Source organism: Paenibacillus sp. FSL R7-0340, from assembly GCF_038002205.1.
GTDB lineage: Bacteria > Bacillota > Bacilli > Paenibacillales > Paenibacillaceae > Paenibacillus > Paenibacillus polymyxa_B.
Genome location: NZ_JBBOBY010000001.1, coordinates 2596338 through 2619427 on the forward strand (window position 1 = coordinate 2596338; position 23090 = coordinate 2619427).

General features: G+C 46.9%; 25 protein-coding genes and 1 riboswitch. Of the genes, 24 read left to right on the top strand and 1 reads right to left on the bottom strand.

Going from position 1 to position 23090, the window contains the following annotated elements; translation table 11 throughout:
- The first annotated feature begins 78 nt into the window (after positions 1–78).
- The 19 genes from MKX59_RS11435 to ytfJ all read left to right on the top strand — a co-directional run bounded on the left by MKX59_RS11435 (position 79) and on the right by ytfJ (position 17803).
- On the top strand, positions 79–1272 hold the full coding sequence (locus MKX59_RS11435; RefSeq protein WP_340858428.1) for a D-alanyl-D-alanine carboxypeptidase family protein: 1194 nt from the start codon (positions 79–81) through the stop codon (positions 1270–1272).
- 96 nt (positions 1273–1368) lie between these two features.
- Positions 1369–1722: an anti-sigma F factor antagonist gene (gene spoIIAA / locus MKX59_RS11440; RefSeq protein WP_013310782.1), complete on the top strand. Its 354-nt coding sequence runs from the start codon at positions 1369–1371 to the stop codon at positions 1720–1722.
- A complete protein-coding gene (gene spoIIAB, locus MKX59_RS11445) occupies positions 1719–2174 on the top strand; it encodes an anti-sigma F factor (protein ID WP_023989214.1) in 456 nt (151 codons plus the stop codon). Before spoIIAA ends, spoIIAB begins: the two co-directional genes overlap by 4 nt.
- Positions 2175–2185: 11 nt before the next feature.
- Positions 2186–2941 carry an RNA polymerase sporulation sigma factor SigF gene (gene sigF, locus MKX59_RS11450; protein WP_023989213.1) on the top strand — a complete coding sequence of 252 codons (756 nt, stop codon included), beginning with the start codon at positions 2186–2188 and terminating at the stop codon, positions 2939–2941.
- A 176-nt stretch (positions 2942–3117) separates the two neighbouring features.
- Positions 3118–3771, top strand: a complete 654-nt coding sequence (locus tag MKX59_RS11455; RefSeq protein WP_340858429.1) for a stage V sporulation protein AA — start codon at positions 3118–3120, stop codon at positions 3769–3771.
- Complete coding sequence (locus MKX59_RS11460) at positions 3768–4190, top strand: stage V sporulation protein AB (protein ID WP_023989211.1); 423 nt, start codon at positions 3768–3770, stop codon at positions 4188–4190. The genes MKX59_RS11455 and MKX59_RS11460 overlap by 4 nt, the downstream gene beginning before the upstream one ends.
- 26 nt (positions 4191–4216) lie before the next feature.
- Positions 4217–5911, top strand: coding sequence for a spore germination protein (locus tag MKX59_RS11465; protein ID WP_340858430.1), 1695 nt, complete (start codon positions 4217–4219; stop codon positions 5909–5911).
- A 110-nt stretch (positions 5912–6021) separates the two neighbouring features.
- Positions 6022–7389, top strand: coding sequence for a diaminopimelate decarboxylase (gene lysA / locus MKX59_RS11470; RefSeq protein WP_013310776.1), 1368 nt, complete (start codon positions 6022–6024; stop codon positions 7387–7389).
- Positions 7390–7551: 162 nt separating this feature from the next.
- On the top strand, positions 7552–7986 hold the full coding sequence (locus MKX59_RS11475) for a peptidylprolyl isomerase (protein WP_013310775.1): 435 nt from the start codon (positions 7552–7554) through the stop codon (positions 7984–7986).
- Positions 7987–8237: 251 nt separating this feature from the next.
- The gene (locus MKX59_RS11480; protein ID WP_023989209.1) at positions 8238–9251 is read left to right on the top strand and encodes a 2-oxoacid:acceptor oxidoreductase family protein; all 1014 of its coding nucleotides are present in this window, start codon (positions 8238–8240) and stop codon (positions 9249–9251) included.
- Positions 9251–11539 (top strand): thiamine pyrophosphate-dependent enzyme, encoded by a 2289-nt coding sequence (locus tag MKX59_RS11485; protein WP_340858431.1) that lies wholly within the window; start codon positions 9251–9253, stop codon positions 11537–11539. Before MKX59_RS11480 ends, MKX59_RS11485 begins: the two co-directional genes overlap by 1 nt.
- 220 nt (positions 11540–11759) lie before the next feature.
- Positions 11760–12227 (top strand): IDEAL domain-containing protein, encoded by a 468-nt coding sequence (locus tag MKX59_RS11490; protein WP_013310772.1) that lies wholly within the window; start codon positions 11760–11762, stop codon positions 12225–12227.
- 68 nt (positions 12228–12295) lie between these two features.
- A riboswitch (FMN riboswitch) is annotated at positions 12296–12469 on the top strand.
- 331 nt (positions 12470–12800) lie between these two features.
- Complete coding sequence (gene ribE / locus MKX59_RS11495; RefSeq protein ID WP_316243905.1) at positions 12801–13466, top strand: riboflavin synthase; 666 nt, start codon at positions 12801–12803, stop codon at positions 13464–13466.
- A 60-nt stretch (positions 13467–13526) separates the two neighbouring features.
- Positions 13527–14210: a 3,4-dihydroxy-2-butanone-4-phosphate synthase gene (ribB, locus tag MKX59_RS11500; RefSeq protein WP_081819194.1), complete on the top strand. Its 684-nt coding sequence runs from the start codon at positions 13527–13529 to the stop codon at positions 14208–14210.
- Positions 14211–14289: 79 nt separating this feature from the next.
- Complete coding sequence (gene ribH, locus MKX59_RS11505; RefSeq protein WP_209942716.1) at positions 14290–14754, top strand: 6,7-dimethyl-8-ribityllumazine synthase; 465 nt, start codon at positions 14290–14292, stop codon at positions 14752–14754.
- Positions 14755–14926: 172 nt separating this feature from the next.
- Positions 14927–15721: a segregation and condensation protein A gene (locus MKX59_RS11510; protein ID WP_034095057.1), complete on the top strand. Its 795-nt coding sequence runs from the start codon at positions 14927–14929 to the stop codon at positions 15719–15721.
- Positions 15690–16301, top strand: coding sequence for an SMC-Scp complex subunit ScpB (gene scpB / locus MKX59_RS11515; RefSeq protein WP_069079979.1), 612 nt, complete (start codon positions 15690–15692; stop codon positions 16299–16301). Before MKX59_RS11510 ends, scpB begins: the two co-directional genes overlap by 32 nt.
- Before the next feature lie 167 nt (positions 16302–16468).
- Positions 16469–17182 (top strand): DUF2953 domain-containing protein, encoded by a 714-nt coding sequence (locus MKX59_RS11520; protein ID WP_069079978.1) that lies wholly within the window; start codon positions 16469–16471, stop codon positions 17180–17182.
- A gap of 129 nt (positions 17183–17311) precedes the next feature.
- Positions 17312–17803 carry a GerW family sporulation protein gene (ytfJ, locus tag MKX59_RS11525; RefSeq protein ID WP_023989202.1) on the top strand — a complete coding sequence of 164 codons (492 nt, stop codon included), beginning with the start codon at positions 17312–17314 and terminating at the stop codon, positions 17801–17803.
- Positions 17804–17894: 91 nt separating this feature from the next.
- Here the strand turns inward: ytfJ and MKX59_RS11530 are convergent, their stop codons facing one another.
- On the bottom strand, positions 17895–18617 hold the full coding sequence (locus tag MKX59_RS11530; protein WP_023989201.1) for a protein-glutamine gamma-glutamyltransferase: 723 nt from the start codon (positions 18615–18617) through the stop codon (positions 17895–17897).
- Positions 18618–18825: 208 nt separating this feature from the next.
- Here MKX59_RS11530 and MKX59_RS11535 point away from each other — a divergent pair, with 208 nt between their 5' ends.
- The 5 genes from MKX59_RS11535 (at position 18826) to MKX59_RS11555 (ending at position 23090) form a co-directional block, all read left to right on the top strand.
- Positions 18826–20088 carry a D-alanyl-D-alanine carboxypeptidase family protein gene (locus MKX59_RS11535; protein ID WP_279832692.1) on the top strand — a complete coding sequence of 421 codons (1263 nt, stop codon included), beginning with the start codon at positions 18826–18828 and terminating at the stop codon, positions 20086–20088.
- A gap of 57 nt (positions 20089–20145) precedes the next feature.
- On the top strand, positions 20146–20889 hold the full coding sequence (locus MKX59_RS11540; protein ID WP_279832695.1) for a nucleoside recognition domain-containing protein: 744 nt from the start codon (positions 20146–20148) through the stop codon (positions 20887–20889).
- A 7-nt stretch (positions 20890–20896) separates the two neighbouring features.
- Positions 20897–21427 (top strand): spore maturation protein, encoded by a 531-nt coding sequence (locus MKX59_RS11545; RefSeq protein WP_023989198.1) that lies wholly within the window; start codon positions 20897–20899, stop codon positions 21425–21427.
- A gap of 78 nt (positions 21428–21505) precedes the next feature.
- Complete coding sequence (locus MKX59_RS11550; RefSeq protein ID WP_013310759.1) at positions 21506–22264, top strand: pseudouridine synthase; 759 nt, start codon at positions 21506–21508, stop codon at positions 22262–22264.
- A gap of 109 nt (positions 22265–22373) precedes the next feature.
- Entirely contained in the window at positions 22374–23090 is a 717-nt protein-coding gene (locus MKX59_RS11555; RefSeq protein ID WP_013310758.1) for a response regulator transcription factor, read from the top strand.

The following is a 23090-nucleotide window of genomic DNA, read 5'->3' on the forward strand; positions in this document are numbered from 1 at the left end:
GCAGCACGCGAATAGGCCGGAGGGGTAAGTAAATGGGCTCCGGTGCTTTACGCCAATATGTTGAGGAGGGAACCGATTGTGAAGAAAAAAGTGGTGGCGTTCATCCTGGCTTGTCTGGTAGCCTTGACTGCCGTCCCTGTCGGCGGTTGGGCCGAAGAAAGCAGACCTGAAAGCAAACCCAAAGAGGGATCAGCGGCTGAGCTGGCTCCCGAGGCTCTCTCGGCGATCCTGATGGATGCAGATACGGGCACAGTCATCTATGAAAAAAACAGTCGTGAAAAGCTTCCTCCAGCGAGCATCACCAAGATTATGACGATGTTGCTGACAATGGAGGCTATTCAAGATGGCAAGCTCAAGCTGACCGATAAAGTTCGGGCCAGCGAATATGCGTCTTCAATGGGAGGCTCGCAAATTTTCTTGGAGCCCGGTGAAGAAATGACGGTCGATGAGATGCTGAAGGGAATTGCAATGGCTTCCGGCAACGACGCCTCTGTGGCGATGGCTGAGAAAATTGCAGGATCTGAACAGGCTTTTGTCGAGATGATGAATGCGAAGGTGCAGCAGCTCGGGCTCAAGGATACGCATTTTGCCAATTGCAACGGTTTACCCGTAGAGAATCACTATTCTTCTGCGCATGATATTGCGGTTATGAGCCGAGAGTTGTTGAAATACCCGCAAATTACGAAATATACGGGAGCCTATCAGGACTATTTGCGCAAATCCTCAGTCAAACCCTTTTGGCTGGTGAATACGAATAAGCTTGTCCGTTTCTATACTGGAGCAGACGGGCTGAAAACAGGCTATACGGCAGAAGCAAAGTTCTGTCTTTCCGCTACTGCGAAGCGTGATGGCTTGCGTGTCGTAGCTGTGGTGCTCGGGGAGCCAAATACGAAGGTACGCAACAATGAAGTATCTTCCATGTTCGACTATGCATTTTCTCAATATACAATGAAATCCATATACAAGCCGGGTGAATTGCTGGGCAGCGTAAAAGTTGAAAAAGGCGTATTGCCAGAGCTGAAAATTCAGGCTGACCGTTCTTACAGTGTACTGGTGAAAAAAGGTGGTAACAAACAAACGTTGCGTCATGAATTGCAACTGGCCCCAAGCCTCAAAGCTCCTGTCCGGGCTGGTGACCCAATCGGTAAGCTGGTCGTCTATCAGGATGGACAACAGCTTAAGGAGTTTAATATCACTTCGCCTGTGGCTATCGAAAAGGCTGGATGGTGGAAATTGTTTAAACGTACCATGTCGAACCTATTTTCTTTGTAGATTTTACGGGGTTTTCTTCTAGTTTTGTCGGAGGGCAGGAATCGTCTGCGGCTACGTAGAAATCCTTGTCCAAGACCGGGAGGAGAGTGAGTAAGCATGAACCTGCAAATTGAAATGGAGCATCACCGGGGGGTACTGATTGTAAGGCTGTCTGGTGAGCTTGATCACCATACGTCGGACATGGTCCGTATGCAAATGGACGAGGCGATTCAGCGCCGGCAATGCGAGCATATTGTGCTCAGCCTGAAGAATCTTCAGTTTATGGATAGCTCCGGCCTTGGCGTTATCTTGGGACGGTACAAACTGATCAAGCAAAAGGGCGGAAAAATGGCAGTCTGTGATGTCAATCCGCCAGTACACCGACTGCTGGATATGTCAGGGCTGTTCAAAATCATGCCCATATATGACAACGAGGGAAATGCGCTCACGGAACTGGAGGTTGTGTCATGAGAGAAGGCACGGGAAACAATTTCATGAGCTTGCAGTTTGCTGCCAAATCGGAGAATGAAGCATTTGCTCGTGTGGCTGTCGCGGCCTTTATTTCCAGGCTTGATCCCACAATGGATGAGCTAAGCGATTTGAAAACCGTGGTGTCTGAAGCGGTGACAAACAGTATTATTCACGGCTATGACAGCGACCCGTCAGGTGTCGTAACGATCAAAGTCGGGATTGAAGCGGACGTGATCACGTTGGTTGTTGAGGACGCAGGGCGAGGAATTGAGGATATAGAGCTAGCCAAGCAACCTCTATATACGTCCAAACCTGAATTGGAACGCTCCGGCATGGGCTTTACGATTATGGAAAATTTCATGGATGAGTTTGAAGCAGTCAGTGAGCCGGGCGGAGGCACGTCGGTCCGGATGAAGAAAAGGATTGAATCCAAGAAAGCTTTATATAATTAGGAGTTGATCCTATGGAAGCAGGAGGAAAAAAAACTTCGCACAGCTATTTGGAGGATGCGGAAGTCAAGCGGCTTATTGCACTGAGTCAATCTGGTGATAATGAGGCTCGTGAGACACTGGTCAATAGTAATATCCGGCTCGTCTGGTCTGTCGTGCAGCGCTTTATGAACCGGGGGTATGAACCTGACGATCTTTTTCAAATTGGTTGCATCGGCTTGTTAAAATCGGTGGATAAATTCGATCTCAGCTACGAAGTCAAATTTTCAACATATGCAGTACCGATGATTATCGGTGAGATTCAACGGTTTCTGCGTGATGACGGTACACTCAAGGTTAGCCGTTCCTTGAAGGAAACGGCCAATAAGGTCCGCAAAATGAAGGACGAGCTATCCAAACGACTCAACCGCCTGCCTACAGTCAAGGAAGTTGCTGATGAGCTGGGAGTGACACCGGAGGATGTTGTTTTTGCGCAGGAGGCCAATAAGCCGCCTACTTCAATTCACGAAACGGTGTTCGAAAATGACGGTGATCCGATTACACTTATGGATCAGATTGCTGACGAATCACAGGAAAGATGGTTCGACAAGCTGGCACTCAATGAGGCCATTGGCGGACTATCTGAGCGGGAGCGGTTGATTGTGTACCTGCGCTACTACCGGGATCAGACTCAATCAGAGGTTGCAAGTCGGCTTGGTATTTCTCAGGTGCAGGTATCACGGCTGGAAAAAAAGATTTTACAACTGATCCGCGATCAGATTGCCCAATAATTACAGTCAGGATCTTAGTGAAATCCTTATGCTTACGTATTACTAAAGGGTATTCCAAAGCCATTTTAATGGCAAAGGGTACTCTTTTTTGCGTGGGATAAAAGACAATACACAGAATAGGTTTCCTTGCTTTGTTCCATACTAATCGATAATTACGAGGATAAGGAGGGGATCGGATGACTCATAGTCCGGCTCCTACAGTAGCTCCTATTGTCTACTTGCGGCTCCGCAGCCGTGTCCGCATGATACAAGGGCAGGATTTACATTTGGGTGATGTAGCCCAACTGCTGACTAATCCTGAATGGGAAAAGGATTTGCTTGAGCTTGTTCTCAAGCGGCCGCAGCACCAGGACGGTAATCTGATACTGATAGACATGCTGCAGATTATAGCAAAAATTAGAGATCATATTCCGGGGGTCGTAGTTGAATCTCTCGGGAAGCCACATGTACTTGTGGAACTCGTGGAGAAACCCCGTAAGCCGTCCAAAATACTGTTTGTTTTGGTATGGGTGCTTCTGTTTTTTGGCTCTGCGCTGACAATTATGAATTTTCATGCTGACGTTAGCATGATGGAGGTACAGGTTCGGATTGTAGAGATGATTACGGGACGTAAGGATGAGCATCCGTACCTGTTTCAAATTGCTTACTCGATCGGCATCGGCTTTGGCATGATCGTTTTTTTTAATCACTTGTTCAAGAAAAATTGGAACGAGGAGCCGACGCCGCTGGAGGTGGAAATGTATCTGTATCAGGAAAATGTGGATCAGTATGTTGTGGCAGAGGAATATGAAAAGATGGCCCTTCTGCAGACAAAGGATAAGAAACCATGATATTTGTACAGGCTGCACTTCAGATTATTTTAGGTATTGCTGGGGGCCTTGCGGTGGGTAGCGGTGTAATTGCTTTTTTTATTGTGCTGGATATCATGCCGCGATTAGCACAACTTACCCGTACGTATAAAAAATCACGTGCATACGAAAAGGCAATGATTGTAGGCTCAGTACTGGGAACTGTGGTCGATTTTTGGAACATTTGCTTGCCACTACCGGGCATATTTACATGGATACCTGGGTTATTTTGCGGAGTGTTTATTGGCTTGCTCGCCGCGGCTCTAACGGAGGTATTGAATCTCCTGCCTATACTCGCCAAGCGACTCCACATGACCGTGTATATGCTCGGTCTGTTGATGGCAATGGTGCTTGGCAAGGTGACGGGTTCCTTATTTGACTGGTTTGTATACAACCGTTAACAACGAAAGCGAAGGGGGCAAGGAATATGGATCACAGAGCGGATCAAGAGCATCAGGAGCAGCATCAAGAAGACGGGGGAATTGGAAAGGAGAACCATACCGGCGGAGAAGAGTTGAGTCCATGGCAGAAAAAGCAGGCGCAGGAATCAGCACGTTTTCAACACAAAAAAGAGAGTGAGCGGTCTGATAACGTAGAGGAGTCCGTTCGCTACTGGCAGGCCGAAGATGATATATCGCCGAGGATGAAGGATAATAAGAATACACTTGAAACAGTATTAGGTTTGGGGGAGACCTTTGATGTAGTATTCAGGGAAATGACACTGGGTGGGCGTCATACCGGATATCTGTTCCTAAATTCCTTTGCGAAGGATCAGATCATGCTTGAAGTGCTAAAGCGGCTCACCTATCTGACGCCGGATGATCTCTCTTCGGATGGACTACAAGCGTATTTTGAAAATTTTATTCCACATATTCAGGTGGAGAAGACGGATAAGATGTCTGTGGTCATTAACAAGGTGCTGACGGGACTGAGTGCCTTTTTCATGGAAGGCGAGCGTTTTTCCCTTATTCTGGATACTCGTAATTACCCGGTGCGTAATCCGGAGGAACCTTCTTTGGAGCGGGTTGTGCGCGGTGCTCGCGACGGGTTTACTGAAACAATGCTTACAAATGTAGGTCTGGTGCGCCGGCGTTTGCGGGACCCAGGGCTTAAATTTGAGGCTATGCAGGTCGGACGTCGAACCCGAACAGACGTATGTTTGGGTTACATTGACGATATTGTGGATAAGGTGATGGTGGATACTGTACGAGACAAAATTAAAAATGTTAATTTGGATGGTATTCCGCTGGCCGACAAGCAATTAGAGGAGACTATTATCAATAAAGGTTGGAATCCATATCCATTAGTACGATATTCGGAGCGACCAGATGTCGTGGCATCGCATATCATGGAAGGAAGGCTCGTTATTTTCGTCGATACCTCACCCAGCGTGATGATTTTGCCTACCACTTTTTTTGACTTGTGTCAGCATGCAGAAGAGAATCGGCAAACCGCTTTTATGGGAAGTTATTTGCGCTGGGTACGTTTTATAGGTATATTCGCCTCGATGTTTCTGCTTCCGATGTGGCTGCTAATGGTCATCAATCCCGAATTAAAACCGGCGTTTCTTGATTTTATTGGTCCTCAAAAGGAAGCACATCTTCCGCTGATTGCCCAGTTTATCATTGTAGAACTAGGGGTCGATCTTATGCGAATGGCGGCTGTGCATACTCCGACACCACTGGCTTCCGCTATGGGCTTGATCGCAGCGATTCTGGTCGGTGATATAGCGGTTAAGACGGGACTTTTCGTGAATGAGGTCGTGCTGTATATGGCTGTCGCTGCCATAGGAATGTTCGCAACACCGAGCTATGAGCTGGGGTTGGCGAATAGACTGATTCGACTATTCCTGCTGGTTGCTGTTGCAATTTTTCACGTACCGGGCTTTGTCGTGGGTACGACACTGATCATTTTGATGCTGACGCTGCATCGGTCATATAATTCTTCGTATTTGTGGCCGTTCATTCCTTTTAATGCCAAAGCGTTAGCTTCCATCTTGTTCCGTATGCCTGTACTAGATGCGCCTAACCGCCCGTCATCTAACAAAACGAGGGACAATACGCGTATGCCCCATACGGATGCCGACACAGATTCGAACTCAGGCAATGGACAGGAGCATTAATATAAATGATCTGCATAAAAATCCATTGTTCTTGATGTTTTTTTTGCTATACTGGTGTAAACATTCGATGGAATATGACTAGCTTGTTCCAGAAAGAGAGGCGCCAGAACATGTATTTGCATGGAAGCAGTAAAATTAACAGCAATGGACATTTGGAGATCGGCGGTTGTGATACAACGCTTTTGAAAGAGCGTTTTGGCACGCCGCTATATATTGTTGACGAACAGTTAGTCCGCCGGCGCTGCCGGGAATTCATAGAAGCTTTTCGTGAAACCGGATTGAAGTTTCAAGTTGCTTATGCAAGCAAAGCGTTTTGTGTTATGGCGATGTGTGCTTTAGCTGCTGAAGAAGGAATGTCGCTTGACGTAGTTTCCAGTGGAGAATTGTTTACTGCGCTACAAGCAGGGTTCCCGGCAGAGCGAATCCATTTTCACGGCAATAACAAAACACCGGAAGAAATTGAAATGGCGTTAGATGCGCAAATTGGCTGCTTCGTCGTTGATAGCGAAATGGAGTTGCATTTGTTGCAGGCCCTTGCCTCCGAGAAAGAACAGCAGGTGAATATCTTACTGCGTGTTACACCAGGGGTTGAGGCGCATACGCATGAATATATGGCCACAGGTCAAGAAGATTCGAAATTTGGCTTTGACATTGGGAATGGTACAGCACGCCAAGCAGTGGAACAGGCTATCGAGCTGGACCATCTTAACCTGTTAGGGGTACATTCTCATATCGGTTCGCAAATTTTCGAAGTGAATGGCTTTCAAATGGCTGCTGAACGGGTTGCAGCTTTTTCCAGAGAAATTAAAGAACAGCTTCAGTTTTCTTTCAAAGTGATTAATCTGGGTGGGGGATTTGGCATTCGCTACACAGAGGAGGACACACCGCTGAAAGTATCCACCTATGTGCAGGCTATCGGCGAAGCGGTGAAAACCTATTTTTCAGGACTTTACGATGAACTTCCAGAAATTTGGATTGAGCCGGGACGCAGTATTGTAGGCGATTCAGGCACGACCTTATATACGGTAGGAAGCATCAAGGATATTCCGCAGGTACGTAAATATGTCTCGGTAGATGGCGGGATGACAGATAATCCACGTCCTGCACTGTATCAGGCCAAGTATGAAGCGATGCTGGCTAATCGAGCGCAGGATACGAACGAAGAGACGGTGTCCATTGCGGGCAAATGCTGCGAAAGCGGCGATATGCTTATTTGGGATGTAGAACTACCTCGTATAAATAGCGGCGACTTGCTCGCTGTTGCCTCAACCGGAGCCTACAATTACTCCATGGCGAGTAATTATAACCGAATACGTCGACCAGCAGTTGTATTTGTCAACAACGGTGAGGCCGAGTTGGTGGTGCGTCGGGAAACCTACGAGGATATCGTACGCAACGATGTTGTGCCACAGCGCTTGATTCGTGATCAAGCCAGTCCGGCGGTTCAGCCTAACGCCAAGATTACGGTTTCGTCCTGATTTTAGCATTGTAAGATCAAGCAGGCCATTGAGTCGGTAATAATACACCGGGGACAATGGCCCTTTTTTTTGGACAAGACTTTGCTAAGCGCGGCAATTCATAGTAAACTGGAACTTGATGTTATTTAGTTCTCAAAACAGGTTGAAAAGGAGATACAAACAATGAAAAAAGGTAGAATAGATCTTGAAAACGGCGGTATCGTCGAAATTGACTTTTTCCCAGAAGAAGCTCCAAACACCGTTGCTAACTTTGAAAAGCTGGCAAACAGCGGTTATTACAACGGTTTGAGCTTCCACCGTGTCATTCCGGGCTTTGTGGCTCAAGGTGGTTGTCCAATCGGTAACGGTACAGGCGGTCCTGGTTACACGATTGACTGTGAAACAGCTACGAATACAACAAAGCATGCCAAAGGCGTTCTGTCCATGGCTCATGCAGGTCGCAACACAGGTGGCAGCCAATTCTTTATCTGCTACGCTCCACAACCACATTTAGATGGAGTACATACTGTATTTGGTAAAGTAACCAAAGGTATGGAATTCATTGATGCTGTAAAACAAGGCGACAAAATGAAAGAGGTTAAAGTATTTGACGTGTAATTTTACCATTAATTACATGATCTTTTTTAAATAGCGTTGCACCTAAGCCGTTCTGTCTTTGGACAGGGCGGCTTTTGTTGTCTTTTGTTTGACGGTTTATTGATTTTCGCAATCACGTAGGCATTACAGTGCGTAAGATCACATTCGAAAAGTAAGTGTTGTGATAGCCTTCTCATAAGAATGCATTTTCCATTTATTTTATATGAGTATTCAAACTCAGTAAGGATTGGAAAAGAAGGGGGCTTATCACATTGTCTATTTTAACGCGCACAAATCGACTCGGATTTTTTGAAATCCGGCTGGAATCCATTGGTGGACTCGGCGCTAATCTGGCTGGCAAAATGTTGGCCGAAACCGGGGTGCTTGGTCTGGGGCTGAATGCTTCAAATTTTTCGTCCTACGGTTCGGAAAAAAAGGGAACTCCGGTTAAAAGCTTCGTCCGCTTCTGTGAGCCGGAGGTCGATATTCGGGATCACAGTCCGATTGAGCAACCGCATGTGGTAGGCATTTTCCATGAAACGTTATACAAAACGGTAAATGTAATCAGCGGACTGCCAGCGGATGGGATTGTAGTGGTTAATTCCACACGTCCAGCAGAAGAAATACGGGCTGATTTGGGACTGGTATCCGGTACATTAGCGGTGGTGGATGCGATGGGCATCGCACTGGAAGAGCGAACCAAACTAAATACGTCCATGCTCGGTGCCTTGTTCCGTGTCTGTGATTTCCTGGACCCGGAAGCGATGAGATCGGTTATTCGCAGTACCTTTGAAAAGAAAAATCCACTGTTAGTGGAACCTAATCTGCGTACGTTTAACCGTGGTTATGATGAAATGGAACTGCACGTATATCCAGTTACTGATGACGCAGAGGATCGGGTTTTTGAACGTCCGCAGCCATTGCTGGGATACGAAACCCAACTACTGGGGGGCGTTATTGCAACTCAGGGAAACAGCATGACGAGAGATGTTAGTGGTTCACGTCAGGGGTATGTGCCTGAATATGAAGCTGATAAATGTACCCATTGTGCCAAGTGTGATTCGATTTGCCCGGATTACTGTTTTGTATGGGAAGAGCAAGCAGACAAACGCGGAAGAATGATGCCATTTTTGCAAGGAATTGATTACCAGTATTGCAAAGGATGTCTGAAATGTGTAGATATTTGCCCGTCGGGGGCATTAAGCTCGCGTCGCGAACAATGGGGATGGGCGGAACAGAATCGAGTTGCCCACCAATTTCCGGCATATGAAGGAGGGCGTGCGTAATGGCAAAACTGGAGGAAGAACTCAAACAGACAGGCGCCGCGCAAGTGACAACGTTCGAATCCGGTAATGAAATGGCAGCTACGGCGGCTGCGCAGATTAATTATCATATGATGGGATATTTCCCGATTACTCCATCTACCGAGGTAGCGCAGTATCTGGATCAGATGAGAACGAGAGGTCAGCATAATATTAAGCTGGTTGCAGCAGACGGAGAACACGGATCGGCAGGGATTTGTTATGGAGCTGCCGCAGCGGGAGCGAGGGTTGTGAACGCCACTAGTTCGCAAGGTTTCCTGTACATGCTGGAGCAGTTACCTGTTCAGTCAGGTACCCGTTTTCCAATGGTTATGAATCTGGTGACACGAGCTGTTAGTGGTCCCCTGGATATTCGCGGGGATCATTCGGACCTGTACTATGGTTTGAATACAGGCTGGGTCATTTTGACGGCAAGTACACCACAGGCTGTGTATGATATGAACATCATGGCACTAAAAATCGCAGAGCATAGCGATGTTCGGCTGCCTGTAATGGTCGCATATGACGGTTTTTATACGTCCCATCAAAAACGTAAAGTGCAATATTTTGCCGATGCTGAGACCGTGCGCGGTTTTGTAGGTCCTAACCCGAACTTGAATTATCCGAATATTACGGATTTTGATCATCCTGTTACCGTGGGTGCGCATATGAACGGTGATGACCTGACGAATAATCATGTTCAGCTATCCGAAGCACTGAAGCTGTCAGAAGGAGTATATGAGCAGGTAGCAGCAGAATATGCCGCTTTATCCGGTCGGGAATACCCGATTTTGGATCTGTATCATATGGAGGATGCTGAGGTCGCGGTATTCCTGTTGAATTCGGCGGCTGAATCGGCCAAGGATGTGGCGGATCAACTCCGCGCGCGCGGGATTAAAGCTGGTGTGATACGTCCGAATATCATCAGACCGTTCCCAGCTGCACAACTGCGGGAAGCATTACGCGATGTCAAGGCGCTGCTGGTAGGTGAACGTGCAGATTCGTATGGGGCAGACGGCGGTAATTTAACGCATGAAATTAAAGCGGCCTTGCAGGAGGACCCGCTGAACCGGACACTCGTGTTGAGTCGTATATTTGGCTTGGGCGGCAAGGATTTTTATGCGGAAGATGCAGAGGGGTTCTTCCAGCTTGCGATTGAGGCGGCAGAGGCCGGACGAGCCGAGAAGCCCTTTGATTATTACGGAATTAATCCGGGTTCACCGGACAAGGTGATGCCGCAAGTTATGCAACCGCCACGTGGCAATGCATACCGTACGGGTCTGATTCAGGTTACGCCGGACGAGGCGACCGGGAAGCTCAAAGTCAAGGTACCACCCCTGCGGTCGTTGACGAGCAAACCACGCCGTCTTACACCAGGTCACGGGGCTTGCCCAGGATGTGGGGCATTGTCTGCGCTGGAACTGTTTTTCAAAGGTATTGAAGGGGATATTGTCGTGCTGTTCCAGACAGGCTGCGTATATGTGACGACGACAGGGTATCCATATACATCACACAAACAACCGATGATCCACAATCTTTTTCAAAACGGGGCCGCTACACTTTCGGGAGCGCTGGAAGCTTATATGGAAATGAAGCGCCGCAATGAAATTGAGATGTCGGACGATCCGACCTTTATCATGATCAGTGGTGACGGTGGAATGGATATTGGTATGGGTTCTGCGATTGGTGCGGCTCTGCGTAATCATAAGCTGATCATGCTGGAATATGATAACGAAGGGTACATGAATACAGGTTCACAGCAATCGTACTCCACTCCGCTCGGTCACATGACCAGTACGTCGGGTGTAGGGAAAATGCAAAAAGGAAAGCAAGGGCATCACAAGGATACCGTGCAAATCATGGCTGCTTGTAACATTCCGTATGCTTTTACAGCAGCTGAAAGTCATCCGCAGGATATGCTGCGTAAAGCAGCCAAAGCTCAATGGTATGCGAACAACGTGGGTACGGCCTATGGTAAGATCCTGTGCGCCTGCCCGCTGAATTGGAAATCCGAAGACAGACTGGGCACCAGCATTGTGGGCGCCGCAGTCGAGTCCTGTTTCTTTCCTTTGTACGAAATAGAGCAAGGCAGTACGACGATTACGTATAATCCGGAAGACAAGGGAAAACGGATTCCAGCTGCAGAATGGTTGAAATTAATGGGTAAAACGAAGCATCTTCTCAAGGAAGAGGCTACGCTGGCTACCTTTGAGCAGGAGATTGAGCGTCGCTGGACTACCCTGAAAAAGAAACATGAAATTTCAGAGCTATAATTCTGTTTTTTTGCATAATCATCGATTAGCATTGTTAGCCGCTGTTACTGTAGTGGTTCGATCAAGATTCTTTGCGCTTATTGCGCAAAGAATCTTTTTTGTCGTTTATGGGTTGAAGCATAAAAAAACAGGTAATGATTTCCGATATAGGAGTGGAGGCCTATAAGAGGCACGTTAAAAAGTTTTCTTCTGAATTTTAAGATGCAATGAGGTGCAGGTAATGATTAAGCTGAATACAGTTGAAATAATCGAAATTATAAAGAAGCAGATCCCTAAGGTTATGAACATCAAGCCAGTAGAACTAAAATTTACGGACGATTTTGGACGGGCATCGCTGGCAGCGACAGAACACAAATTCACGCTGACGAACCAGCACTATTCTGCCAAGGTGATGGATTGCGTGTTAGAAACACAGGTACGCCCCATTTTAATGTGTGAAATTATTTATTTTCTGAAATGCGAGTTTATTGACGGACATGTTGATGTGCGACTGGATTATGAGGCATGTTCTGAGGAAGGGCGGGGACCTGTTGCTTCAGCCGTAATTACCTTTGATCATGCAACAGAGTTGGGAGTCGAGGAACTGGCCGATCTGATTGACTTGGCGCTTCATATGAATGATAAAACCTGGTTTGAAGAACTCTCCAGCCAATATGTCAAAACCAAAGCAGGCGCTTCTATTAGATAACTTGCTTTTTTTAGAAGTCGGTGCTAATATACGTAACAAGTTTAATGTTAATTCAATTAAATAAGAGCAAGATCCTTCGGGGCGGGGCGAAATTCCCCACCGGCGGTGATGACATGTTTGTGGATCGTTTTTGTGAGAAACAGCATGGCTTAGTCCGTGACCCGGATGCTGAATGATCGGCAGAAGGTGGACCTGGTGCAAATCCGGGACCGACAGTATAGTCTGGATGGGAGAAGGATACGAAGCGCATGTGCATGACGTGACATGTGCCGATTTTTAGCATACCCAATTGTGCGTACGGCTTATTTCGTTGTAGGACAGCATCGGGCGATAGCTTGCTTAAGCTTTCTTTTTGATGGGTGTTCTGAGCGTATTTGGTTGTATCCTCAGTCATGCTTTCTATTGGCAAACCTATGATTTCATGTCGTCTTAAGATGCATATGAACTGCGCTTGTATACTACAAATGTGACTCTCATCACCCCCATGACGGATTGAATCCGAACTGGGGGTTTTTTGCGCTTATAGCTGATGAATTAGGGATAAACTGAAATGTAGTGGAAAGGAGTGAAGACATGTTTACCGGATTAGTTGAGGAAGTGGGTCGCATTCAAACTATTTCCAAAAGCGGTGAAGCGATGGTGCTGGGGATTTCGGGTTCCGTGGTGTTGGGCGATTTGAAAATAGGAGACAGTGTCTCGGTTAATGGCGTTTGCCTGACGGCGATACGGATTGGTTCGAAAGACTTTAAGGTTGATGTGATGCCGGAAACCTTTCGCAGCACTAATCTGAAAGAGTTGAGATCCGGCAGCCGAGTCAATCTGGAGCGAGCGATGACGGCGAGTGGAAGGTTCGGAGGACACATCGTGCAAGGACATGTGGACGGGACGGGAACGATTCGAGGGGTGACATCAGACCAGAATGCAGTTGTGTTCGAAGTTGAGCCTAAAAATCAAACATTATTTAAATATATTCTACTCAAAGGGTCAATCACAATTGATGGTATCAGCCTCACAGTCGCACAGCGTACGGGAGATACCTTTGCCGTATCCATTATTCCCCACACTTTATCCGAAACGGCCTTACAAGCCAAACGTGAGGGGGATACCGTCAATATCGAATGTGATATTTTGGGCAAATATGTAGAACAGCTTTTAAATTACAGAGGTGCAGCGGAGGCGGAGAGAGTAGAAAAAGCTCCTCTCAGTTTGGACTATTTGGCGAAACACGGCTTTGCCTGATATTGAATGGTAAGCCTGTTTAGGAGCATTCGTGGCACAAGACATAAGGAGGAAAGTGTTATGGATAGAGGTAGCCAAACAAGTGCAATGGCAAACGTCATGGAGCATGGCGAGTTGGAACATGACGAAGAGATTCGTTTGGATTCCATCGAAGAAGCGTTGGAGGATTTAAAAAACGGTAAAGTCGTTATTGTAGTGGATGATGAACAGCGCGAAAATGAAGGCGATTTTATCGCTTTGGCTGAAAAAGCGTCGCCTGAGGTCATTAATTTCATGATTACAGAAGGTCGCGGGTTGGTCTGTGTGCCAATCACACGACAAAGAGCCGAAGCTTTGGAATTGCATCCTATGGTAGAGCAAAATACAGATTTCCACGGTACTGCCTTTACGGTATCGGTAGATCATATGGAGACAACAACGGGTATTTCAGCGGCCGAGCGCTCCTTGACTGTACGCGCCTTGGCAGACGAAGCAGTCACAGGAAGTGATTTCCGCAAGCCTGGTCACATGTTCCCGCTGATTGCTCGCGATGGTGGTGTCTTGCAGCGTGCTGGTCACACTGAAGCGGCTGTTGATCTGGCCCGACTCAGTGGCTTCAAGCCTGCTGGGGTCATTTGCGAAATTATAAAGGAAGATGGCTCAATGGCCCGCCTGCCTGATCTGGCAGTGGTCGCCAAGCGACATCAATTGAAGCTGATCAGTATTCAGCATTTGGTGGACTACCGTCGTCGTTTGTCATTGTAAAAATACATCTCAGTTCCAAGTAAATCTGAAGTATTATCCGAAGTCCCTAAATAATTAAACTATGAGAGGTTGATTAAACATGGCACGTTTTCTAGAAGGTAATCTCGTATCGAACGGTTTAAAATATGGTATTGTGGTGGGCAGATTTAATGAGTTTATTACGAGCAAGCTGTTAAGCGGCGCAATTGACGCCCTTCAACGACATGGTGCGCAGGAAGATGAAATTGATGTAGCCTGGGTTCCGGGTGCATTTGAAATTTCACTGATTGCACAAAAAATGGCTGCAAGCGCCAAATATGATGCCGTAATTACGCTGGGTACGGTCATCCGTGGTTCTACTTCACATTATGATATCGTCTGCAATGAAGTGGCCAAGGGTGTGGCAGCAAGCAGCCTGAAAACGGGAGTGCCTGTTATTTTTGGGGTAGTGACGACAGAAAACATTGAACAGGCTATTGAACGAGCAGGTACGAAGGCTGGTAATAAAGGTTGGGATTCTGCATTGGCTGCGATTGAAATGGCCAATCTCGGCAAGCAATTTTAATTATAGGAATAGCTGAATAGAACGGTATAAACTGCAAGGTGAAAAGGGATTGGATTGTTAAGCAAGGCGATGACGTATATACTACAGAAAGAGGGATTGATAACGTAGAGCATAAGTGCTATAGGGAAAGGTATTGTTGAATGATGATTGGAGTAAGGCAGGGGGAAGCACATTGACAGTCGTAAACTACAAGCTGGAAACATTCGAGGGTCCGCTGGATCTACTGTTGCATCTGATTGATAAAGCCGAGATCGACATTCAGGATATCCCGATTAGCGATATTACTGATCAGTATATGGCTTTTTTGCACAGTATGCAGGAGCTGGAACTGGACATTACGAGCGAGTTTCTGGTGATGGCGGCGACGCTCTTATCTATTAAGAGTAAATTGTTGCTTCCCAAGCCACCTGTGATGGAATATGACGATTTGGATTTTTATGAGGAAGAGGATTATGATCCACGTGAGGAACTGGTCCGCAAGCTGGTGGAGTATCGTAAATATAAAGGGATTGCTCGCCATCTAAGTGAACGTGAGTGGGAGCGGAGTCTAATTTATGGCAAGGAGCCAGAAGATCTAAGCGCATTCCTGCCCACTGAACCCGCAAATCCGGTGCATGGGCTGCATGCAAGCGATTTGGTCGCGGCCTTTCAGCGTGCTTTGCGCAAAGCAGAACGACGTACGACGGTAACCCGTGTTCATCGAGACGAAATTTCAGTCAAGGACCGTATCCGGCAAGTTATCGGGGCGTTAGAGATGCTGGGGAACGGAGGACGGCTGCTGTTCTCCAAGCTGATGCATGAGGATATGTATCGGCATGAGGTGGTTGTGACCTTTTTGGCTATCCTTGAACTGATGAAAATGAAACAAATTTTCTGTTATCAGGAGAAGCTTTTCGATGATATTGTAATGGAGTGGAGAGGGGATTTACGGGTTAATGGATTATCTGAAGCTGAAATCAATTATTGAGGGACTGCTGTTTCTCGCAGGAGAGGAAGGGTTGTCCACCAAGCAGATCGCCGACATTGTAGAGCAGCAGCAAGAGCTGGTTGAACAGTGCCTGGAAGATATGAAGCAGGACATGGAGCAGGGGGGAAGGGGCTTGCAACTTGTCCGTATTGCCGGTCATTATCAGCTTGCAACTTTATCCGAACATGCACCTTACTTTGAAAAGCTCGCATACTCTCCGGCACGTGCCTCACTGTCTCAAGCTGCTTTGGAGACGCTGGCCATTGTTGCCTACCGCCAGCCCATTACAAGAGTTGAAATCGAAGAGATTCGGGGTGTCAAATCCGAGCGGGCCATACATACACTGGTCAACAAGGAGCTCATTGAAGAGAAAGGTCGAGCTGAAGCCATCGGACGGCCAATATTGTACGGAACGACGAAATCATTTTTGGATTATTTCGGTCTGGGCTCTTTGGCAGATCTACCGCAACCGGAGCTGTTCGAGGATTCGGACAATTTGGAGGAAGAGACTCAATTATTGTTCGAGCGTCTGGAGAACAGCCAGCCTGCGGCCAACGATTTGGATCTTGAATCCCAATAAAGTTGCTCCGGATCTTGCGGCTCACTTATGTAAAAGCTCAAACATTCAGCCAGTCCTCACGTAGTTGGGGGCTGGCTGTTGGTATTTTAAGATGCATGATTTTCCGGCGAACGGTCATACTATTTTTGCCATGATATCTATAGCAAAAAGGTAGGGAGGACTCGCCAGTGTGGAAATGGATCAGTATCGCCATCATCGTCGTTATATTACTTGTGCTGGCTATTCTGCTCTCTCGTATTCGATTGAAGCTGGATATTGCCAAACATGACAATGATGATCGGGCGCATCTAGAGATCAGATTTCTATACGGGATGATTAAAATGAATTACGATATTCCGGCCATTCTCATAACAGGTTTAAAAAAAGGGCTTCTCTATCGGCTTGACCGCAATAAAAACATACATAAAACGGATGCTTCCGTAGATAGCGGAAATATTGATACAGAAAAAATAAAGCAATTTATACATGATATACGGGTTTTGCTCAAGGGAACGAAATCCTTACATCGATGGTTGCGACATACCTTGGCGCATGTGACGTTGTCCAAAATGGAATGGTCTACCAATATAAGTCTTGCTGATGCGGCTTATACAGCTACCTCAACCGGTATTTTATGGGGATTGAAAACGACCTTGATCGGTTTTGCTACCAGCTTTGTACGTGTGGACTGTATCCCGAAGCTGTTTGTCGTGCCCTATTGGGTGGATCGCTTGCGTTTTACTACCACCTTGACCTGTGAAGCAAATATGTCGCTTGGTTATTTGATTTTCTCTATGCTCATGTTAGCTTACCGCATATGGCGCGTTCCGGGTGGACCGGAGGCGTGGAAACGGGTTTTTTCCAAAAAAACTGAGGATCCTCAAGCTACCAGTGAAAGTTAAACAGTGGAGTGAGGTGAGACTCAATCCTTTCTGAACTATCGAATGACATACATATTTCCTTGAACCCCTGCGCACAATAGCGAAAGAAAAGGCAGTCTACGCTTGAGATAAGCAGAGGAGGAATAAATCATGTCAGATCACCCGATTCAAGGGCTCATGCAAACCGCAATGGAAAACATCAAAGCCATGGTAGATGTGAATACGATTGTAGGAGACGCAGTGGAAACACCCGATGGTTCCGTTATTTTGCCAATCAGTAAGGTAGGATTTGGTTTCGCTGCCGGAGGAAGTGATTTTAACGTAGACGAAGAGGCACTTCATACTTCCTCGGCGTCGGGTAATCATAGCGGGAAGGAAGGGCATCCTTTTGGAGGCGGTAGCGGTGGTGGTGTATCTATTCATCCCATTGCTTTTCTGGTTGTTGGCAAACAGGGGGCACAAATCGTTCCATTGGACAATCAAACGCATCTGATTGAGAAGCTCATTGACTCCACGCCATACCTGATTGATAAGGTTCAGTCTATCTTCCAGAACGCAGGCGGCAACTTGCAGACTCCACCCCCACAGGTACCTGTAGATGTTGCTACGGATCACAGTAATTCTGGCCCGGCTTACTTGTAAAAGTTATTGAAATTAAAAGCGTTCTCTCAGGAAGGTATCCCAAAGCCGAGTATAGGCTAAGGAATACCTTCTTTTCTGCTTGTACTTGGCCCTATCCCCGAATATACTGCCTTCTCCCAATGACAGTATGTATATGGTGACTGTATTCCTGTTGATACAAAGTATGCAGCGAGATTTCATTTTTTCGATTTCCTTCGGCAGCAAACTGGGATAGGTAGATGAAGTCCGGATAGATCACTTCATCCGTCAAATAAGCAGATACCGTGGCTTCCGGTCGACGATGTTGATTCAGGGAATCGATAATACCCTTCGCCGGCAAGATGCCAATCCCATGTCCATAAAACAAGTCTTCCTTCAGCTTAACGACATTTTCTCCTTTCCATTCCAATGTTTCAGACGACACATCCGGATTGTTGAAATACAGAATATCGCCAGGAGCCGCTTTATGACTTCCTTCCTGCTGTATGAGCCTGAGGTCGCTGTCATAGTGCCAGTCATACAGCAGCATATCTGCAAAAATCCGATTAAACTCACTTTCCAAAATGGAATCCAGCACTCCTTTGTACAGCACAATAACCATAGCTGTTGCACATTCAAAAGCGTATTGATGTCCGTTTAAAAAGATATCTCTGATCCCCTGTGCCGGTGTGACACCTGCTTTGATCTGAAAGCCACCTTTTTCCGTTAAATCCCAAAATTGCTGGTTGCAACGTGCGGTAGAAAACGTGGCAAAGGATACACCACTACGGTGTAATGCTTCTGCGGACTCTACAATCCGCGATCTTAAAATCATTTCAAACTGTAGTCGCTGCATGTTATAACCCCTCGATCCATATTTAACGTTTAGTAACTAATATATATGTATTCAGGGAGGGATGTTGCTTAGTTTGTGTAGAAAGAAAGCGAAAAAGGAGCAGCTAATGGCTGTCCTGTAAAGGAATTTTCTGTTATAAAGGTGGACATACTTTGAACAGCTTGGACATAGAATGGTACAAGACTTGCTCAAAACCGGAGGAATCCAAATGTTTAAAAAAAAGCAACACATCCACGCGGACCACAGCCATTTCTTGAATAAGGCACGCGCATTTGTTTTGCCGCTGGTACTTCTGCTTATTTTGTCATTGCCGCTTACGTTGCTAAGTCCGCAGCCCGTTCGGGGAGCGATAAAAACAGAAGCAGCACCGCCCGCATTAGGAACCCATGCACAGGGTGCTTCTTTAATTGATGTCACATCAGGAAGAATCATTTATTCTACCGAGGGTGACCGGGAGCTACGTATTGCCAGCCTGACCAAAATTATGACAGCGATCGTGGCCATTGAACATGGACGCTTGCAGGACCGGGTGAAGGTGAGTCCAACGGCGTATGCCAAAGAAGGGTCCTCGCTTTTTCTGCAAATGGGTGAACAAATGTCGCTGGAAAATATGTTGTACGGCTTAATGCTCCGTTCTGGTAATGATGCCGCTTCTGCCATTGCTGAGCATGTGGGGGGGACAGAAGAGGGATTTGTCCATTTGATGAATGACAAGGCGGTTCAGCTTGGGCTAAGCCATACACATTTTGCTAATCCGCACGGGCTGGATGCCGAGGGACATTATTCCTCAGCCAATGATATGGCCCGGCTTACTGCTTATGCGCTGCATAATCCAACTTTTGCCCGTATCGTAAAAACAGAACTGAAAAAAGCACCGAATCCCAACGATTCTTGGGACTACTCATGGCACAACAAAAACAAAATGCTGCGGCTGTATGAGGGAGCTGACGGGGTGAAAACAGGCTTTACCAAAAAAGCGTTTCGCTGTCTGGTCAGTTCGGCCACACGGGACGGTCGCCAGCTCGCTGCTGTTACCTTGAATGACGGGGACGATTGGAACGATCATGCCCGTATGCTTGATTACGGATTTCGATATTATCCGCTCATTCCTATTACGGACAAGCAGCAACCTATCGATGGTTACCCACTATTAACAGGTACAAGCTTTGCATATCCTTTACATGATAGTGAGAAAACCCAGTTGCACAAAAGACTAGTGTTGTATAAAAATTCCGCCTCTGTAGACAGAGCGGACATATCTTTTGGCTTACGAGGACGGGTCGAATTCCTATTGGATGGTGAACTTATTGGTTCCGTTCCTGTGTATGAAAAAGGGAGTAAGCTGCCTGCTCAAAGTACCGTACGGCCACAGCAGGAGGCTCCAACTGCACAAGATCCTGCGAACAATACTCAGCAACGAGGTTGGACGAGCAGATGGAACGAAATTCTTAAAAATTTGTTTGGAGCCTAGGGCAAGCAGGAAATAGAGCTGCACGTGTCACATCATTGGGTAAAGGAGGAATCAGCCATGATTCATCTCATATGGGTGGCTTTGATTTGTATTGGATTTGTATTTGCTGCCGCGCAGGGAAATATTGAGGTGGTGACGAAAGCGGCTTTTGACGGGGCAACTACGGGGGTTACAGTGTGCTTTGGACTGATAAGTGTGCTGGTGTTTTGGATGGGCATGATGAGGCTGGCTGAAGATGGCGGGCTCTTACAGAAAATATCCAAGCTGCTTTCTCCTTTGGTTGCCTTTCTCTTCCCTGATGTTCCGCGTAATCATCCCGCTATGGGTTACATTTTGTCCAATATGAGCGCCAATCTGCTGGGTCTGGGGAATGCAGCTACACCGATGGGAATCAAGGCGATGCAAGAGTTGCAGACGCTCAATCCAGATAAGCAAACCGCCACACCAGCCATGTGTACGCTGCTCGCCCTGAATACAGCCAGTATTACGCTTATTCCTACGACGTTGATCGCGATACGGCTTAATTTTCATTCCGCACATCCGGCAGAAATCGTCGGTACAACACTGGTAGCGACCGCAATAGCCACCTTTGCCGCAATTGCGGCGGACCGTTGGTACCGTAGTCGAGAATTGCGCCGACGTCCTCCAGCGATTCCGCCGTCCCAGACATCCTTGGCGCCACTCACCTCACAAGCATCAACATCTGCTGCCTCTTCAACAACGTCGTCCATATCTTCACCTGCCGTTCCGCGAACGGGAATCACGGCTGCCAAGGGCAGGGACACCACTTGGAAAGGATGAGGGAGGCATGCTTTATTTTATTAACCTCGTATCAACTTGGGCTATCCCGGTTATTCTCGCTTTTATTCCTTTATATGCATATGCCAAAAAGGTGCCTGTCTACGATTCTTTTGTGGATGGAGCTAAAGACGGCTTTTCTACCGCCATCAGCATTATTCCTCATCTCGTAGGTATGATGGTGGCGATTAGCATTTTTCGAGCATCCGGCGCTTTGGACTATTTGATCTCCTGGGTAACGCCATGGATTAAGCACTGGGGTGTACCGGGCGAGGTATTGCCTTTAGGCTTGCTTCGTCCATTGACGGGCACAGGTTCACTTGCGTTCACGACGGATCTAATTCGCACCTATGGCCCGGATTCCATGATCGGTCGGATCGCTTCAACGATTCAGGGCAGCACAGATACGACGCTGTATGTGCTAACTGTATATTTTGGTGCGGTAGGTATCCGCAATGGACGGTATGCTTTGAAGGTAGGACTATTTTCAGATGTGGTTGGTTTTGTGGCAGCCATTGCGATTTGCCTGCTTATATTTTAATTTCTGCATCGTTTTTTGAACGGGGGTTGTGATTTTGCTCATGGATGGGTATCATTAGCATGAGGTGAATTAGCGAACATGGAAAGATTGCAGAAAATATTGGCCCAAGCTGGTGTAGCTTCCAGACGTAAATGTGAGGAGCTTATTCAGGCGGGTAGCGTGGAAGTGAACGGGGTTATCGTAACTGAACTGGGAACGAAGGCAGACCCTGATCAAGATATGATTACGGTAAAGGGACGCCCGATCAAAACCGAGAAAAAAATCTATCTGATGATGAACAAACCTAAAGGAGTTATTACGAGTGCTTCCGATCCGGAAGGCCGTAAAATCGTGTCAGACTATCTGAAAGGCGTTAAGGAACGCGTATATCCGGTAGGACGTCTCGATTACGACACCGAAGGACTGCTGTTGCTTACCAATGATGGCGAGTTCGCCAATCTGCTCACCCATCCCAAGCATCATGTGCCCAAGACATATGTGGCAACAGTCAAAGGCGTTCCGCATGGTACTGAGCTGGACAAGCTGAAAAAAGGAATCGTGCTGGAAGATGGCATTACTGCACCAGCCGAGGTAGAATATAAAGATGTAGATCCGAATGGTAAGGAGTCTGTGATCCAGATTACCATTTATGAAGGCAGAAATCGCCAGGTAAGACGGATGTTTGAGGCCATTTCACACCCAGTCATCAGACTCAAGCGGATTGCCTTCGGAGATCTTTTGCTACAAAACTTGAAGCGCGGTCTGACCAGACCCCTAACTAAGGACGAAATCAACCGTCTCATTCAACTTGCCAAATCAGACAACACGAAAAAGAAACGGACAGGACGGGGGTCATAACCCCGGCCTTTTTGGTGTAAAGAGACTGTTGGATGAGAGTAAAGTTTGACCAAGCACAGGAAAATAGTAAAATAGAGAGAATGCTTTTTTTAGCGAAGGGGCTGGGAATATGTCAGAACAAAGCAACCGCATATTAATTGTAGACGATGAAGAACGCATTCGCCGCCTTCTGCGGATGTATCTGGAAAAAGAAGGATATGTAATTGACGAAGCTGAGGATGGTGAGATTGCCCTCCAAAAAGCGACTGCAAGCGATTACAGCATTATTTTGCTCGATGTAATGCTTCCGGGGATGGATGGAATTGAGGTATGTACACGGCTGCGTCAGACCAAAGCTACACCTGTGATTATGCTGACTGCCAAAGGCGAGGAAGTGAACCGTGTACAAGGCTTTGAAGTCGGAGCCGATGATTATGTGGTTAAGCCCTTTAGCCCGCGAGAAGTCATTTACCGGGTGAAGGCAATTTTACGCCGTTCGTCGGAAACTGCCTTTTTAACGAAAGAGGCGGTACCAAGCAATAGTATTGTTTTTCCGAATCTTATCATTGAGCATGATGCGCACCGGGTAACTGCGGGTGGGATTGAAATCAGTCTCACGCCTAAAGAGTACGAGCTGTTGCATTATTTGGCGGTGTCACCAGATAAAGTCTTCTCGCGCGAAGAACTGCTGAAAGACGTTTGGAATTACGAATTTTTTGGTGATCTGCGCACTGTGGATACGCATGTGAAACGGCTTCGTGAGAAGCTGAATAAGGTATCGCCAGAGGCAGCGGCTATGATTACGACCGTGTGGGGCGTAGGTTATAAGCTGGAGGTTCCAAAATAA